Here is a 16,003-nt window from a genome sequence, read left to right as displayed (position 1 = left end):
GTTGGCCCCGATGCCAAGATCACGGGCAATCTGCGAAACGTTCGCCCCTGGCAGCCGGGTCAGGCCCACGGCCTCACGCTTGAACTCTTCGCTGTATCTTTTCCGCTGTCGCATGACACTCCTCCTGCCCCATGATGGGGCTTAACTGATGTGTCCGTGTTAGCGGGGTAGAACCCCAGCGCCCACCGCGTTGCCGGGCTCGGGCCGGCAGGCCATTGGGAATGGTCGTTGGCGAACAAGACCGTCAACTGACCGCGAACACAGAAGTTGATGGCCTTAGTGACCGCCTTAGTGAAAGCCTTGCTCAGCAGGCCCTCGCTGGCCACGTGTCCGCTAACACCGTCACCCACACTTGGAGCGCCCACGACCAGTGCCGGTGAAGGTTGGTGATGACACCTGCCCCTTCCCGGAGTGCCAACGCGTAGCGGAATTGGCTTGGACCACCCCTGATACCGGTGCCCCGACCGGGGGGGCGATCCATAGAGAGTCGCCCCTCCCTCGCCCACCGGCGTGGGGGCACGCGCGCGCATCGCCGCAGGTTCGACCTGGGGGGGGGATCGACCGCTCGGAGTGGAACTTCGATCAGAATAGAAGCGAGCGCCGCAACCTCGCTTAGTATGGCCGGCGGCGTCAACACTCGGGGCGATATGTCGATCGACAACATTCTCAACCGCTTTGTCTGTTCCAAAGAGCCTGGTGCACTCGTATTGCAAGGCAGATGGGGGATAGGCAAGACCTACTTCTGGCGCAAGCGCATTGTTGAGCCTTACCTTCAGAAGCCCTGGCGAAAGACGTACTCATACGTTTCACTCTTTGGCGTTAGCTCGCTGGACGACCTCAAGGTAGCCGTGTTTCAGGCGACCAAAGAGTTCGACTATGACCTCCGCCTAAAGTGGTGGCGCTGGATACACCCTAAGTGGCTCTGGTGGAAAGGACAGAGTTTCCTCTCCTTCGCGCTGGATTCCCTGGAGCTTCCCTACATTCGCGGTGGCGTTGCAGGGTCTTACAACGCCCTCAGCTTCTATTTCGTCAGGAGCCGACTGATCTGCTTCGACGATATTGAACGACGTGGGGCACTACCCCTACGAGACTTTCTTGGCCTCGTCTCGCAGTTGGTTGACCAGCGCAACTGCCGCATCGTCGTAATCCTCAATGCGGGAACTCTGGGCGAAGACCAAGACACATGGAACCAATACAAAGAGAAGGTATTCCAGGGTGAGCTGACCTACGCCCCATCGGTCACCGAAAGCATCAAGCTTGGCTTAGACGGAGCGGAGGTCGAGCGCTGGTACAAACATGCCTTTCATTCGCTCGAGCTCCTGAAGGTAACGAATATTCGAGTGATTCAACGAACTCGACGCTTCATCAGTTTAGCCATGGACGCCGCGGAGGAACAAAGTCTTCGGGAAGGGACAATCCGAAACATCGCGAAGGTGGTCGCGCTTCTCACGTTTGCAAGTGCTGGCCAAGCCGATGGAGCCCCGCCGATCGAATTCGTGATGGCCACTGGCCCCTACGCGATGGCCATGTCGATGATGAACAAGGCGGATCGTCCGGAGAATGAGAAGAAGTGGCTTCAAATCCTAAGTGACTACGGCCTGCATCTCGGGGATGAACTAGATCAAGCGCTGTACAACATGGTTGTTGCTGGATATCCGGATGCAGACGATCTCAAGGTGGCCATTGACGCGTACCAACGAGGCGCTCAGAGGGAGGCAAATAGAAATGCGATGTCTCGAGCGTGGAGTCTCTATCACAAGAGACTCGGGGAGAACGACAAGGAGATTGCCGAGGCATTTGAGCTAGCTTGGCCACCAGTATCAGCCTCCGACCACGTGCACAACCTTCAGTCTGCCGCGCGGGTGCTACGACTCGTTGGCCGACCTGATCTAGCGACGTCGTTCATCAATACCTGGGTCGATCAGCACACTGATATTGAGGAAGAACTGGGTGAAACTGAGCCGATGTTTGGGCAAATATCAGACAAGGAACTTCTCGACGCCATTGCATCCTCAGTCAAAGAGATTCCTCCAACCGTGTCACTGACAGATGCGCTGGAAATGATGGCTCGAGTGGATATGCCACTTAACGACGACGCCGTGAAGGCCATAGCGGAGGCTAGCGTCGACGACATCGTCGACGAACTCACCAAGAGCAGTATGGGAGACCCCATGCGCTCAATGAAGAACACTCTGGACCTTGATGACCACCCTCACAGGCAAGCTCACTCGGCGGCGCGCGAACGAATGAGAGAAGCCGCGATTCAGATCGCGCGCCGATCGCCACTTTCAGCGGACAGGATGCTCAAGCTTGGCGTGAAACTTGAGGGCAATGATTGAGCCCCAGCGCACAGCATCGAACTGCTTCCTGCGTTCAGTCGCGCCGTGAAGCGGCGTCGGCTTGGTCGAGTCTTTAGGCGGCCTTACTACCATAGGCCGCGCAAGCTGTGCGGTTTTCTTCCGAAGCTCACGGCCCAAGGCGATTCGCGCATGGTGTAGAGAAACCGCCGCGCATTGCAGGCGGACCGTCTATTGATCTCCAGCACAACGCTGCGATCAGCATGCAGGACCGACGGTCTAGCCGGCCGCCCGCGGGTTGCCCAAAGGGCGACGCTCGATCCAAAGGGGATACTCAACTCTGACTGAGGAGAGCCGATGCCTTCGGATTCAAAGAAGAACACCGGATTGTCCGAGGAAATAAAGGGTTCGCCTTCAGAGTGCAGAACTGTCCACTGCATGTCCAAAAGACCTTGAACCATGCGTGGCGTAGCCGCCGAGCCCACTGATTGATGCCAGAAGTAGTCCGGAGGATTCTGCTTGTAGGACTCAATTAGATTCGCAACGTCGCGCTTGCGCGAAGCAGCAATGTCGGCTAAATCTGGTTCGTCCTTAGCGACCTGATCGAGTCCCTGCTGAATTTCTGCGTGGATTGTGTCTGCCACCTGAGGGATTGTTGCGGCCACTCGGGCCCGAGCAGCCGGAACACGCTTCCACATTGCGACGATGTAATGAGCGAGCGCCTCTCTCTCGAGACCGGCCGGTGACTTCAGTTCGCGAATATCGTCAATTGCCTTCTGAGCAGGCCCCTCGATCGCATTCGCGAGGTGAGCCTCCAGGTCTTCCGTATACATTGCAGTCTCATTCGCGACCGACTTGACCTGACTCCTATACGAGCGCGATTCGCGCAGGTCGTGGGCCCAGATTGCTTTGTCCGCTGCGAAGCCGCGAAGATAATGCTGCGGCAGATAGTGATGCCCCATGCGCATCTACCGCCCGAGTGAAGTCGAGCCGCGATACGACGTCGGCTTGGACGCATTGCTGGATCCCGCCGATTCATTGCGGACGGCGGTGGCCGCAACGATGGTAACGACCAGGGCGAGAATTGCCGCGAATACTGCTTTTGCCCATTCGTTCTTGAGTGAAGCTAGCGACCTGACAAGCTTGTATCGGCTCCTGAGATCGCGGAAGCGTATCCAGGCTAGCAGTGCGCGGCTAGAAAAAGATCGACTGCCGGAGATGCCATATACAGACGAGTCACGAACAAATAGGAAGAACAGGCGGACCGCCCTCATAACTCGCCGTTCCGTTACGCTAGCTGGATCCAACGGTACGAATAGAAGCACCTCCTGGCGCCTCGGCCTAATGCGGTCACAGGCATACAGATTCACGGTGAAATGCACGTGGCCTGTCACTGATTGAGAGACAACTAGGCCCGCCCCGCTCTCCATAACTGATGTGTCTCTGTTCCAGCTACCGTGCTCAAGGTCGAAGCACTCTTCGCGATTGACGACGCCAGTCGGATTCTGCCCTGCCGACAGTTGAATTAGACCCTCGTTGGGCTGTTCGAACTCCTGCACGTAAAGCTGGAAGGGGTATCCAGATGTCTTAGCAGCGACTACAACAGACTCCAAGGCACGCCGAACGCGGTGCCGCGTCTCCATCTTCCAGTTGATGCGGCGGAACCAGAGCTCGCTGGATGAGCGGGTGATGAGGTCCTTCTCACGGGTGACGAGTCGTTTCAATGCGGGCCCCAACGCCTTAGTAGAACCGAGCCGCGAAGCGACTTCGATTTGGTTGAACTGCTAAGCCGGCTCACCGAACACCGACCATTTGTCACGATACTTCTCTACCGCTATGCGACTGACGGCGTAGAACGTTGAGTTTGCTCTGTCCAATCGCTGCGTTAACTGGGTGATTGCCTTGCTTGGAACGACAAAGTACTCGTGCACCTCATCCTCTTTGCATGGCCGAATGTTGACGAGCACGTAAATGTGGGATCGGGACGATATGAGCTGAGCTTTCTCACCAACCAGCCAGAATCCGAAGCTTCGGGCATTAGTCTTGACTTGAACCGAGAAGGCGGCGGAGCACGAATGATTCGTTACCAGAAGGTCCGCGCCCGCGGCGCTTCGCGAAGTTGGAGATGCAATGAAACCAAGCCGAGACAGCTCCGATGCGGTGAGATAGACCCCGCGCATTCCTGTCATTTGACCTTTCGATGCCACTACGCCTCTCCTACTAAGACGCCTCTGGCGCCAACCTGACGCCTAAACTAAGCCAAGGTGCGAATCGCCTTCGGCTTGAATGAACTGTTAGGCCTCGCTGCCCTCGAAGAGGAGCAGTTCATAGCCGCTCGAGGCAAGTAGCTAGCCCTGCTGCTTGCGAACTTCGAACTCCTTGTGGATCTCCTCTACGATCTGGTCATACAAGCGCTCTTGATCGATATCCGACAACGCCAACAGCGGAGTTTTGGGGTCATTGATGCATTGAAAGCTACTCAGTTCCCGATCTCGATGAAATCCGCAAGGTTTCAGCACAACTGGAATAATTCGTGTGCCTTTCGCTTCGGCTTTGATAAGTAGAGGGGGAAGCTCATGGTTGGCAATGAAATCTGAGGCTAGGAAATCCGCACTCAGCAACAGCACAGCGACTGCCGCCTGGTCGATGTGCCGTTCAATCTCCCCTCTCCACTTATCGCCGACCCGAATTTTCTTGTCCGACCAACATTCCAATACACTCGACCGCTCAAGCGGTTTGAGATGAACCAAGAGTCGATCAAGGCATCGAGTGTCGCTATGACTGTAGGAAATGAAGATACTCAGCTTTGACTGGGCTTCGGCCTCGGCGCTACTTGCCGGCGTGTCCTTGATTCGTTTGATCGTCTCATCCGAGCTTGGCAGCGGCTCCCGTACAGTCCCGGACGAAACAAAGCTCACAACATGGAATCGTTGGACGTCCTGATTGACCAACGCAAATACAGCAAATGAATCCTTCTCGCCGTAGAGTGCTACAAGGCATCGACCGGGCGTTACCTCGCTTAGCCCGGAAGACTGAGCATGATAAACCGCGCGCTGTAGGACGCGCTGGAAGCCAATTGTTGGCTGAGTATCACGCTCGTCCCCTGCAGGTAGAACCTTGGCACTCTCGGTGATGTACTTAATCAGTTCTGATCTGAGAACGGCCAAATCACCATTTGCGGAGGTAACAGCCTCCTGAACCTCATCGTCATCCAAGAGGTGGAGCAAGAGATCCTCTGTTCCCATGTACTCATGTCGAAGCATGCGGGCGTTCTTGTAGCAAGAACCGATGATCCGCTCCAGCGATTTGTTAAACATCCGCCCCCCTTTACGAATCCCCAGTCACAGTTAGCTCCGCACTTAATGCATCTGCGGAACTCCCAAACGCTACACAACTTTGCAATGACCGCCTTCTACCTAAACGGCCTTGGAGAAACCTACTCAATTACGACGTAGAACGGCTGGCTGAAGCCGACCAGGCTCTGATTGAACTTCCGGATGATGAACGCCTCCACCATGTGAACTCCGCGATAGGACAGCTCCTCCTGGCGGGTATGTGCCGGTGCAGAGGAATTGAACTCGCCCCGGAGAGCTCCCCTCTGCTGCGCTATCGGCCCAGTGTTGGTCACACGCCACTCCGTTCGGTAGTCGTCCCCCGGGGTGACGCCACCGAGCATCGACGTGAACTCGATCCATTGACCACTTTCCACGGGCATTCCATTGGCAACCCGCATGCCTCGGCCCGATGAGGAAGTTATGAGGCGAGCTCGAACGGACACTTTGGCCTGTATGAGGTCCGGCTGCCAAGTCGGCGTCTTCCGCCAGCCTGGCTGCAAAATGGATCGACCCAGTGACGAGAGACCCTTGGTTCGGACCGCATCTACGTCATCCAAGGCAGTGGCGGGAGAAGGCGCGGCCGATTCGAGTGTCACTATCGCCTTTCGCACGGTACCGAAGCTGTCGCCAAAAACGCGCCGCCACTTGGCAAGGCTCTCCGCCGCATCAGGATCGCTATAGGCATCATCTATCCACCCACGATACCGATTCACCTGAGTGCGGAAGTTTAGGTATTGGGCGGAACTCCAACTGCTCGCCTGATCCTCGTGGGCGAGCACTGGGTTCGACACGACTGGAACGAAAGCCCGAGCCTGCAGCCAGTCGTCAAGGCGTCCAACCAAGGTCCGAAGTGCGGTTGGGCAGTCCACGAACCCAGCATCGTCTTTGTCGCCCTGCCGGACCTGCTCGCCCAGCAGCGTGGTAAGCAGAAACGATGGGCAGGTGAATGTCGCCTTTATGTCCCGCAGATACTTCAGTAGGCGCGTGACCTTGCGCAGGCTGTTAAGACCGCTGTTGGAGTTCTTACCGCGAAGCCAGGTGGTGTATCGCTCGGGTTCGCTTTGCTCGAAGCCATCGCTAGCTCGGTTGCAAACCTCGTAGTTGATGAAGGACGCGCGATCGACCACGCAAGGCGCGATATCCATCTTGCGATCTCCTGCGTACTCGATCGTCGCGCAATGCGAATAGACACGTAGCTTGTCCTCGTACAGACCGCTTCCCCGGAAGACTCGGGCAAGCTCATTCACATACTGAGCTGCACTCCACCCCTCCACCGGCTTGACGAATACGATCACATCGGCATCGAAGGGTCGGCCTTCGACTGGCCGAATGATCGTCTTGTGCGCCCACGAGCCGTGTTTGTAAAAGGACAGAACCTTCGGGCGGTAATCACTCCCACGAATGAATCGCTTGATTGCCTCGAACGAGTTGTCGAGTTGGCTGAGCCGCGTATCGTTTAGGTTAACAGTATCGGCAAGAAACGCGTCAAACGAGGAGACCAGCTTCACACGGTGGCCCTCGATGCGGCTGTAACACGCGAGATGAACTCCCTCGCCCCGGCTTGCATCTGTTCTTCGAGACCCTTGCGCTTGAATTTGTAAACCAGATCGCTAACCAAGGGACTGCTCGCACGATGAGCAAAAATTGCATCCTGCAGCTCACGCGCTCGCGCCTGCGCATCCTCCTGACTCTCCGGATTAGAGAGGCTGCCAATTGATTTCTCGATGTCTGTACAAAGACGATCAACGAGTGTGATCGTGTCTGTCTGCCGGTGGTGCTCTCGGACAACCCAAGTGAAGAATGGGCCGAAAGGCACAAGGACAACCAAGATGAAATCGCCAAGCGTCAGATCTAGTCCAAATATGAGCAGCGCCACAAAATAGATCGCCGTGATAACCCAAAGACAGGAGCGATACGTTTTACGCAGCTTGGAGTCGTACCAAAGGTTGGTGCGCTGACACACCAAGCGAGCCAGGTGGAGCGGGAGCTTGCATGCATCCGAGGGATACCAGTCCTGGAGTTGCTTTTCGGCGTCAGGTTTCAAGGGATTCCGGCCGTACTCGTCGACATCCTCCGGCGAAACTTGCGACCCAGCGGTGAAACTGTTCCACGACATGTCGAGGACGCAACAATCAAACTCTTCTTGCAGTCGGGCGGCCATCTTGATCTTCCGCTTTCGCCAAGCGTCGAAGAACATAGCGTCTAGAGCGCCAATTATTAGGGCAGCGAGGCTCAATCCCGGCTTAGCCTCGTCGAAGTTGAAGACAACCACGAGCGAAACAATTGGCAGCGCCAGCGTGATTAGAAAATATGTCTGCTGGAGACGCTTCACGAGGGCATAGACTCGTCGACGGGCGCGAAGGAGCTTGACCATCGGCGCGCTGTTCTGCAGCTCTCCGATGTTGTTCGGAGAGATCGTATCGCTGGTCATGTTTCCCCTTTTGGCAGTATTCGCAGCCAACCGTAGGATGCCGAATCTCGAGCACGGTGGCGAGAGACAATGTCGCGGTCTTTCCCTACCCGGGGCGGACCCGCAATGCCTTCCCTGGCCGAAGGCGGATATCAGACTGTGCTCCGAATCGCTCTATGGTTGTGGCGACCCGCCTCCGTCGGTGCATGGCCGAGTAGTCCAGTGCGCTTGGCGGCCTGGTGGAGGCCAAGGCGTAGGCCTTCATGCCACAGATGAGATCGCAGGCGCCGTAGCATGTGGTTTGCCGTCAGCGCCCATTCTGGGACCCCGCTGGGACCCGAAGCCGGAATGAAAAAGGCCTGCAGGGCGTAAACCGCTGCAAGCCCTTGATTTCATTGGTGCCGGAAATAGGAATCGAACCTACGACCTACGCATTACGAATGCGCCGCTCTACCAACTGAGCTATTCCGGCGGGTCTATCGGCCGGGCCCTGGCGGGTCGGCAGCGGATGTCTCCGCGAGGCGGTAATTCTAGGCGTTGCGCGGGTTTCCGGTCAATCGACCTGATCAGTCGACCAGTTGCAGCCGCAGTTCCTTCGGCAACGCGAAGACCATGTCCTCGGGCTCGCCGTCGAGCTCGCTGACGTGGAGGGCGCCCAGCTCGCGCAGGCGCTCGATGACGCCCCGCACCAGCACTTCCGGCGCCGAGGCACCGGCGGTCACGCCAATGCGCTTGCGACCCTCGACCCAGGACGGGTTGATCTCGATCGCGCCGTCGATCAGGTAGGCCGCGACACCTTCGCGTTCAGCCAGCTCGCGCAGGCGGTTCGAGTTAGAGCTGTTGATCGAGCCCACCACCAGCACCAGGTCGCACTTGGCAGCCAGCTCGCGCACCGCGTCCTGGCGGTTCTGGGTGGCGTAGCAGATGTCGTCGTTCTTGGGGCCCTGCATCGCCGGAAACTTGGCCCGCAGCGCTTCGATCACGCTGCGGGTGTCGTCCACCGACAGCGTGGTCTGGGTGGTGTAGGCGACATTGAGCGGCTGGTCGATCTGCAGGGCGGCGACGTCGTCGCTGTCCTCGACGAGATAGATTTTTCCCGAGCCGGCCTCGCGCTTCCACTGGCCCATGGTGCCTTCGACTTCCGGGTGGCCCTCGTGGCCGATCAGCACCACGTCGCGGCCGGCGCGGCAGTGGCGGGCCACTTCAAGGTGGACCTTGGTCACCAGCGGACAGGTCGCGTCGAACACTTTGAGGTCGCGTCGCTGCGCTTCCTCGCGCACGGCCTTGGATACGCCGTGGGCGCTGAAGATCACGGTTGCGCCATCGGGCACTTCGTCGAGTTCCTCGACGAAGATCGCGCCACGGTGCTTGAGGTCATCGACCACGAACCGGTTGTGCACCACTTCATGGCGCACGTAGATCGGCGCACCGAGCGTTTCAATCGCGCGCTTGACGATCTCGATCGCGCGATCGACACCGGCGCAGAAACCGCGGGGATTGGCTAGCAGGACGTCCATGGCGCCATTGTACTCCGCCGTTGCCGGGCTACTTCGTGGCCGGCTGCGGCTTGTTGCCCGCCAGCAGGCCGAACAGGGCGATGCCGACCGCTCCGGCCACGATGGCCGAATCGGCGATGTTGAACGCCGGCCAATAGTGGTCCTGCCAGTGCCACTGGATGAAGTCGACGACATGGCCATGCAGCAGCCGGTCGATGACATTGCCCAGGGCGCCACCGATCACCAGCGAGTACGGCAGGGCGCTCTTCCAGTCGCTGCGCGGGGTCCGCGCCAGCCATGCGCCGAGCAGGCCGCTGATCGCCACCGCCAGCACCACGAACACGTATTTCTGCCAGCCGCCGGCATCGCTCAGGAAGCTGAATGCCGCGCCGGTGTTGTAGGTGCGGTACCAGTTCCAGAAGCCATCGATCACCGGGATCGCGGTGTACTCGGGCAGCGAGGTCAGCACCCACCATTTGGTCAGCTGGTCGAGGACGATGACCAGCACCGACAGCACCAGCCACGGCAGCGCATTCGGGCGAACCGGCGTCATCAGAACCACTCCCGGTGTTCGCCGGCGCCGCTGAGGTTGACCACGCAGCGGCCGCACAGCTCCGGATGGGCGGTGTCGCTGCCGATGTCGGCGCGGTACTGCCAGCAGCGCACGCACTTGGTTTTCGTCGTTGGCGTGGCGAGCACGGCGATGTCCTTGATGCCGTCATCGGCGACTACTTCGACGTCGCCGCTGATGAACAGGAAGCGCAGCTCGTCGCTGAACTGCGCCAGCCAGTTCTGGTCGGCGACGCCGGCACGCAGGGCGATCTCGGCTTCCAGAGCGGCGCCGATCTCACCGGCGGCGCGCATCGGCTCCAGGGTCTTGCTGACCTCTTCGCGCAGCGCCAGCAGGCGATCGAAGTCCTGCACCGACAGCACCGAATCCTCGCCGAGTACGGCCAGCCCGTCGTACCAGGTGGTGAACAGCACGTTGCCTTCGCGCGGGCCCTTGTCGGTGACCGCCGGCAGGTGGCGCCACATCTCGTCGGCGGTGAAGGCCAGGATCGGCGCGATCCAGCGCACGAAGCCCTCGGCGATGCGGTACATCGCGCTCTGCGCCGAACGGCGGCCGCGCGAGTCTTCCGGCATCGTGTAGAGGCGGTCCTTGGTCACGTCGAGGTACAGCGAACCCAGGTCGACACTGCAGAAGTTAGACAGCGCCTGCACGATCTCGGCGAAGTCGTAGCGCTCGTAGGCGCTGGCGATGCGGTCCTGCAGTTCGGCGGCGCGGTGCACGATCCAGCGGTCGAGCGCGACCATGTCGCCGAGCGGACGCAGGTGCACGGCCGGGTCGAAGCCGCTGAGGTTGGCCAGCAGGAAGCGCGCGGTGTTGCGGATGCGGCGGTAGACGTCCGCATTGCGCTTGAGGATGTCGTCGGAGACCGACATCTCGTTGCGGTAGTCGGTCGAGGCGATCCACATGCGCAGCACGTCGGCGCCCATCTGGTCGATGACCTTCTGCGGCGCCAGCGTGTTCTGCAGCGACTTGGACATCTTCTTGCCCTGCGCATCCACGGTGAAGCCGTGCGTGAGCACCTGACGGTACGGGGCGACGCCGTCCATCGCCACGCCGGTCAGCAGCGAGCTGTGGAACCAGCCGCGGTGCTGGTCCGAGCCTTCCAGATAGAGATCCGCGGGCTTGCGCAGGCCGTCCTGCGGACGCTGCGCGAGCACGCACTCGTGGCTGACGCCGGAGTCGAACCAGACGTCGAGGATGTCGGTGACCTTCTCGTAGTCCGCGGCCTCGGCTCCGAGCAGTTCCTCGGCGGTCATCGCGTACCAGGCATCGGCGCCTTCGAGCTCGACGCGCTCGGCCACCTTGCGCATGAGTTCGGGCGAACGCGGATGCGGCTCACCGGTCTCGCGATTGAAGAACAGCGCGATCGGCACGCCCCAGTAGCGCTGGCGCGAGATCGTCCAGTCCGGACGGCCTTCGATCATGTTGTAGATGCGCGCCTCGCCCCACTCCGGCACCCAGCCGACCTTGCCGATCTCGGCCAGGCTGTCGCGGCGCAGGCCGGCCTGCTCCATCGAGATGAACCATTGCGGCGTGGCGCGGAACACCACCGGCGTCTTGTGGCGCCAGCAATGCGGGTAGCTGTGGGTGATGCGGTGGGCGAACAGCAGGTGGCCGCTGGCGCCAATCACGTCGAGGATCGGCTGCTCGGCCTTCCAGATATGCAGGCCGGCCAGCGTCGTGCCGTCCGCCGGCGGTGTGGACGGCAGGTAAAGGCCGCGGCCGTCGACCGGATTGATCTGGCCGGCGCTGTAGCGATCCATCAGGCCGTACTTGAGGCCGACCGCATAGTCTTCCTGGCCGTGGCCCGGGGCGGTATGGACGATGCCGGTGCCGTCTTCGGCCGAAACGTGGTCGCCGACCAGCACCGGGATCTGGCGATCGGCATAGAACGGATGCTGCAGCAGCTGGCTGTCGAGGTCGTTGCCGAGCGCGCGACCGAGCACCTGCACTTCCTCGATGCCGTAGCGCGACAACGCCTTGCCGGCCAGCGCTTCGGCGATCACCAGCAGGCGGCGACCGCCGTCGGCCATGCGCGGGCCTTCGACCAGCACGTATTCGAGGTCGGGCCCGACACTCACCGCCAAGCTGGCCGGCAACGTCCACGGCGTGGTGGTCCAGATCGGCATCGCCACGCGCACGCCGTCATCAACGGTGGCGCCGAACAGCGCCGCCAGTTTGTTGGGATCAATCGCGTCGTAGGCGACGTCGATGGCCCACGATTGCTTGTCGGCGTATTCGATTTCCGCCTCGGCCAGCGCCGAACCGCAATCGAAGCACCAGTGCACCGGCTTCGCGCCGCGCACAAGGTGACCGCGCTCGACGATCTTCGCCAGCGAACGGATGATGTCGGCCTCGTAGCGGAAATCCATCGTCCGGTACGGGTTTTCCCAGTCGCCGAGCACGCCCAGGCGCTTGAAGTCGGTGCGCTGCAGGTCGATCTGCTCGGCGGCGTACTCGCGGCACTTCTGCCGGAACTCGCTCGCGTCGATCTTGTCGCCGACCTTGCCGAACTTCTTCTCGACCTGGTGTTCGATCGGCAGGCCATGGCAGTCCCAGCCGGGCACGTACGGCGCATCGAAGCCGGCGAGCAGCTTGGACTTCACCACTACGTCCTTGAGCACCTTGTTGACGGCGTGACCGAGGTGGATCGCGCCGTTGGCGTACGGCGGGCCGTCGTGCAGTACGAAGCTGCGCTCGCGCTTGCCGACCTTCTCGCGGATTCGCTGGTACAGGCCCTCGCCTTCCCAGCGCGCCAGGGTTTCCGGCTCGCGCTTGGGCAGGTCGCCGCGCATCGGGAAGTCCGTCGCCGGAAGATGCAGGGTGGCTTTGTACTGGTTGGTTTCGTTATTGGTCACAGCGTGCGCTCAGGCGAAAACTTCTTGCGAAAGGATGGCGCGCGCCTGTTCGGCGTCGCGATGCATCTGCGCGGTCAATGCCGGCAGATCGGAAAACTTCAGCTCGTCGCGCAACTTGGCGACGAACTCCACTTCGATACGACGACCGTAGAGGTCGCCGTTGAAATCGAACAAGTGCGCTTCCAGCAGCGGCTCCACGCCGGCCACGGTCGGTCGCGTGCCCAGGCTCGACACGGAGGCGTGGGGCTTGTCGCCCACGCCATGCACCCAGGTCGCGTAGATGCCCGACAGCGCGGGCGTCTTGCCGGCGAAACGCAGGTTGGCAGTAGGAAAGCCGAGCGTGCGCCCGAGGCGCTTGCCGGGAACGACATGGCCGTCGATCGCATAGGGCCGACCGAGAAATTCCGCGGCCGTGTCGAAGTCGCCGCCGAGCAGCGCCTCGCGGATCTTCGTGCTCGAGACGCGCTCGCCATCGAGCAGGAACGGCTCGATCTCGCCGGCGCTGAAACCATGCGCGGCGCCCATCCGCTGCAGCAGCGCGATGTCGCCACCGCGGCCCTTGCCGAACCGGAACTCCGGCCCGACCCAGACTTCGCGTGCGCAAAGACGGCCCAGCAGCACGGTGCGGACGAAGTCCTCGGCCGACATGCTGCTGAAGCGGCGATCGAAGCGCAGCAGGCCAAGCTGGTCTGCGCCCAGGCCGAACAGGCGTTCGGCCTTCGCGTGGGTCAGCAGCAGCCGCGGCGGCGGTGCGGCCGGGGCGAAGAACTCGCGCGGCAGCGGCTCGAAGCTGAGCACCACCGCTTCCACGCCCAGCGCGCGGGCACGGGCGACCGTGTGGCGCACCAGCGCCTGATGCCCGAGGTGCAGGCCGTCGAATGCGCCGATGCAGACCACACTGCCGTGCGGGCACCGGGGCCCGCCCTCGACGTCACGAAAAAGCCTGCTCATTGCCATTAAGTATAGCCGGGGCAAGGGATTTTCATTGCCCTCAATGCCCGCGCAGGTCGCGCGGACGAATGCCCTGCAGCCACAGCACAGCGCCGTAGGAGATGCCACCGGCGCCGACCAGCACGCCCAGCTTCCACACCCGCTCCCACCAGGGCCATTCGGACCAGCCTTGCCAAGCCCACAGGATGGCCAGCAGCACGGCTGTCATCGCGACGCTGGCCACCGCAATCTGGCGCAGGAAACGACGCCAGCCCGGCTGCATCTCGTACACCTTGGCGCGGCTGAGGTACCACCACAGCTGCAGGGCGTTGGTCCAGCCGGCAATCGCGATCGCCAGTGCCAGCAGCGCATGTGCGCCGGGGATGCGGCCCAGGGCATCGAGCAGCCCGGTCGACTGCGCCCGCGCCGCGGTGCCGGCATCGGTCAGGAACAGCAGCCCGGTCATCAGCGCGACGGTCATCAGCACGTTCACCGCCACCGACACCACCGCCGATTTCACCGGCGTCCTGGTGTCCTGGCGCGAATAGAAGCCCGGCGCCAGCACCTTCACCAGCAGGAACGCGGGCACCGCGGTGGACTGCGCGATCAGGCTCAGCTGCGCCATCCGCGTGTCCTCGGCGCTGAAGTGACCGTGCTGGAACAGCGCGGCGATCAGCGGCTTGGCGCACAGCACCAGGCCGATACAGGCCGGCACGCCGATCATCATGCAAAGTCGGAAACCCCAGTCCAGGCCGCGCGAGAAGCCCTTCGGGTCGGTGTCGGCATGGCGCGCCGACAGGTGCGGCAGGATCACCGTACCGATCGCGACGCCGAACATGCCCAGCGGGAACTCCAGCAGGCGGTCGGTGTAGTACAGCCAGGTCACGCTGCCGCTGATCAGGAACGAGGCCATGACGGTGTTGAGCAGCAGGTTCACCTGCGCCACCGAGGAACCGAACAGGGTCGGCACCATCAGCTTCATGATCTTGCGCACGCCACCATGGTCCCCGCCCCAGCGCGGTCGCGGCAACAGCCCGATCCGCGCCAGCGACGGCAACTGGAACACCAGCTGCGCCACGCCCGCGGCGAACACGCCCCAGGCCAGTGCCAGCACCGGCTCGTAGCCCCACGCCTTGAGCTGCGGCGCCAGGCACAGCGCGGCCAGGATCATCGAGATGTTCAGCAGCACCGGCGACAGCGCCGGGATGGCGAAGCGCTGGTAGCTGTTGAGGATGCCGCCGACGAACGATGCCAGCGAGATGAACAAGGCATACGGGAAGGTGATCCGCAGCATCAGTTCGGCCAGCTCGCTCTGCGCGCTGCCGGGCTCGAAGCCGGGCGCGAACAGGCGCATCACCATTGGCGCGAAGATCACCGCCAGGGCCGTGATCACCAGCAGGGCCGCGGTCAGGGTGCCGGCGACCCGGTCGATCAGCTCCTTGACCGCGGCCTCGTCGTGCTTGGCCTTGTACTCGGCCAGGACCGGCACGAAGGCCATCGAGAACGAGCCCTCGGCCGAGAGCCGGCGCATGAAGTTGGGGATCCGGAAGGCCACCACGAAGGCGTCCATGGCCGGACTGGCCCCGAACACTGCCGCGTAGATCTGGTCCCGCACCAGCCCCGAGAGCCGCGAGATGAACGTCATCGCGCTGAAAACGGTTGTAGAGCGCAACAGGCCCCCACTCATCGGCCCTTCCCCCTGCTGTTGACGCAAGCCACTGAATACTCCATACTTTCCGGTCTGATTTTCCGCAATCTCATTTTTCTCTTACCAGTTTCCAGGAATTCGCCGTGGCAAACATCAAGTCCGCCAAAAAGCGCGCCAAGCAGACCGTCGTCCGCAATGCCCGCAACGCCAGCCAGCGTTCGATGCTGCGTACCGCTGTGAAGAAGGTGCTCAAGGCCCTGGGCGAGAACGACGCCGCCGGCGCCGAGACCGCCTTCGCAGTCGCGCAGCCGATCCTCGATCGCTTCAGCTCGCGTGGTCTCATCCACAAGAACAAGGCTGCCCGTCACAAGGCTCGCCTGAACGCTCGCATCAAGGCGCTCAAGGCTGCCTGATACAACTGACGCGCCGGCATCGCCGGCGCAGCGGTTGTGGTCAAT

At 61.4% G+C, this 16,003-nt stretch carries 12 protein-coding genes and 1 tRNA gene; 2 read left to right on the top strand and 11 right to left on the bottom strand.

Annotation, left to right across the window (positions count from 1 at the left end):
• A partial coding sequence (locus tag AC1DER_RS16305; protein ID WP_477357748.1) for a transposase occupies positions 1-114 on the bottom strand: 114 nt, incomplete at its 3' end.
• A 533-nt stretch (positions 115-647) separates the two neighbouring features.
• Between AC1DER_RS16305 and AC1DER_RS16300 the strand changes: the two genes are divergently transcribed.
• Positions 648-2,339, top strand: coding sequence for a hypothetical protein (locus AC1DER_RS16300; RefSeq protein WP_477248540.1), 1,692 nt, complete (start codon positions 648-650; stop codon positions 2,337-2,339).
• An 86-nt stretch (positions 2,340-2,425) separates the two neighbouring features.
• On the opposite strand, the gene AC1DER_RS16295 is transcribed toward AC1DER_RS16300, so the two are convergent.
• The 10 genes from AC1DER_RS16295 to murJ form a co-directional block, all read right to left on the bottom strand.
• Positions 2,426-3,259, bottom strand: a complete 834-nt coding sequence (locus tag AC1DER_RS16295) for a DUF4238 domain-containing protein (RefSeq protein WP_477248542.1) — start codon at positions 3,257-3,259, stop codon at positions 2,426-2,428.
• Between the two features lie 1,386 nt (positions 3,260-4,645).
• Positions 4,646-5,614 (bottom strand): toll/interleukin-1 receptor domain-containing protein, encoded by a 969-nt coding sequence (locus tag AC1DER_RS16290; RefSeq protein ID WP_477244754.1) that lies wholly within the window; start codon positions 5,612-5,614, stop codon positions 4,646-4,648.
• A gap of 119 nt (positions 5,615-5,733) precedes the next feature.
• Positions 5,734-7,140: an SMODS domain-containing nucleotidyltransferase gene (locus tag AC1DER_RS16285; RefSeq protein ID WP_477358161.1), complete on the bottom strand. Its 1,407-nt coding sequence runs from the start codon at positions 7,138-7,140 to the stop codon at positions 5,734-5,736.
• Positions 7,137-8,063, bottom strand: coding sequence for an S-4TM family putative pore-forming effector (locus tag AC1DER_RS16280; RefSeq protein WP_477244758.1), 927 nt, complete (start codon positions 8,061-8,063; stop codon positions 7,137-7,139). The genes AC1DER_RS16285 and AC1DER_RS16280 overlap by 4 nt, the downstream gene beginning before the upstream one ends.
• A gap of 375 nt (positions 8,064-8,438) precedes the next feature.
• Positions 8,439-8,514, bottom strand: a tRNA-Thr gene (locus AC1DER_RS16275).
• Between the two features lie 94 nt (positions 8,515-8,608).
• Positions 8,609-9,559: a 4-hydroxy-3-methylbut-2-enyl diphosphate reductase gene (gene ispH / locus AC1DER_RS16270; RefSeq protein ID WP_477244760.1), complete on the bottom strand. Its 951-nt coding sequence runs from the start codon at positions 9,557-9,559 to the stop codon at positions 8,609-8,611.
• A 28-nt stretch (positions 9,560-9,587) separates the two neighbouring features.
• Positions 9,588-10,094 carry a signal peptidase II gene (gene lspA / locus AC1DER_RS16265; RefSeq protein WP_441816324.1) on the bottom strand — a complete coding sequence of 169 codons (507 nt, stop codon included), beginning with the start codon at positions 10,092-10,094 and terminating at the stop codon, positions 9,588-9,590.
• Positions 10,091-12,904: an isoleucine--tRNA ligase gene (ileS, locus tag AC1DER_RS16260; RefSeq protein ID WP_477244886.1), complete on the bottom strand. Its 2,814-nt coding sequence runs from the start codon at positions 12,902-12,904 to the stop codon at positions 10,091-10,093. Before ileS ends, lspA begins: the two co-directional genes overlap by 4 nt.
• A gap of 72 nt (positions 12,905-12,976) precedes the next feature.
• Entirely contained in the window at positions 12,977-13,918 is a 942-nt protein-coding gene (locus AC1DER_RS16255) for a bifunctional riboflavin kinase/FAD synthetase (protein ID WP_477244762.1), read from the bottom strand.
• 40 nt (positions 13,919-13,958) lie between these two features.
• On the bottom strand, positions 13,959-15,584 hold the full coding sequence (gene murJ / locus AC1DER_RS16250; protein ID WP_477244764.1) for a murein biosynthesis integral membrane protein MurJ: 1,626 nt from the start codon (positions 15,582-15,584) through the stop codon (positions 13,959-13,961).
• Between the two features lie 104 nt (positions 15,585-15,688).
• Here murJ and rpsT point away from each other — a divergent pair, with 104 nt between their 5' ends.
• A complete protein-coding gene (gene rpsT / locus AC1DER_RS16245) occupies positions 15,689-15,958 on the top strand; it encodes a 30S ribosomal protein S20 (RefSeq protein ID WP_137833401.1) in 270 nt (89 codons plus the stop codon).
• Positions 15,959-16,003: the final 45 nt, after the last annotated feature.

The organism is Lysobacter sp. 05T417 (assembly GCF_056396405.1).
This window is presented reverse-complemented; position numbering and strand designations above follow the sequence as displayed.